This window comes from Rhodopseudomonas sp. BR0G17, assembly GCF_010907025.1.
GTDB classification, from domain to species: Bacteria; Pseudomonadota; Alphaproteobacteria; order Rhizobiales; family Xanthobacteraceae; genus Rhodopseudomonas; species Rhodopseudomonas palustris_H.
The window spans coordinates 1-508 of record NZ_QUML01000118.1 but is presented as its reverse complement, the minus strand read 5'-3'; the positions used below and the strand labels follow the sequence as shown (position 1 = coordinate 508).

Below are 508 nucleotides of genomic sequence, written 5' to 3'. Positions count from 1 at the left end.
GCCGAGCGTCTCGGCGAGCAACACCATGATGTCGTCGACCTCGCTGGCGACCCGTTCGCCGATCCGGTCGATCCGGTCGGTCGTCTGCCCTTGCGACAAGTAATCGTCGTAGAGTTGGTCGAGATCGGCGTCGCTGAGGCGACCGCGCTGTGTCAGCGTGTCGTTGATCGCCTTGTTCAGCGCCGGATTATGGCCGGTTGCGTAGATGTACCAGATCTCGTAGTTGCGCGGAGCCGCGCTTTGTCGGAGCGCCTTGATCTGGGAGAGAGCGACCTCGGCATAGGCCATGGTGCGGTTGTGGTCGTCCTGCTTAGCGGCCACCAGCCACCCTCCGATCCGGCGTTTCTCAACGCATCGCCCTGAAACGGCGTGAACCTAAGGTCGGTGGGTGAAGGCGTGGTTAAACGCCTTCAGGTTCCAAGCGCAGGTCAGCCCCGCGCGCGCACGGGGCGCAACAAGAACGCCGGCAGGTGCGAGTGATCGCCAGCTTCAGACGACGTGTCGCGGG

The 508-nt window shown here is 63.8% G+C and carries 1 pseudogene; it reads right to left on the bottom strand.

Annotated elements, in window-relative coordinates:
- Positions 1-288: pseudogene (locus DY467_RS25475) on the bottom strand (GGDEF domain-containing protein); the annotation flags it as partial.
- Positions 289-508 lie beyond the last annotated feature (220 nt).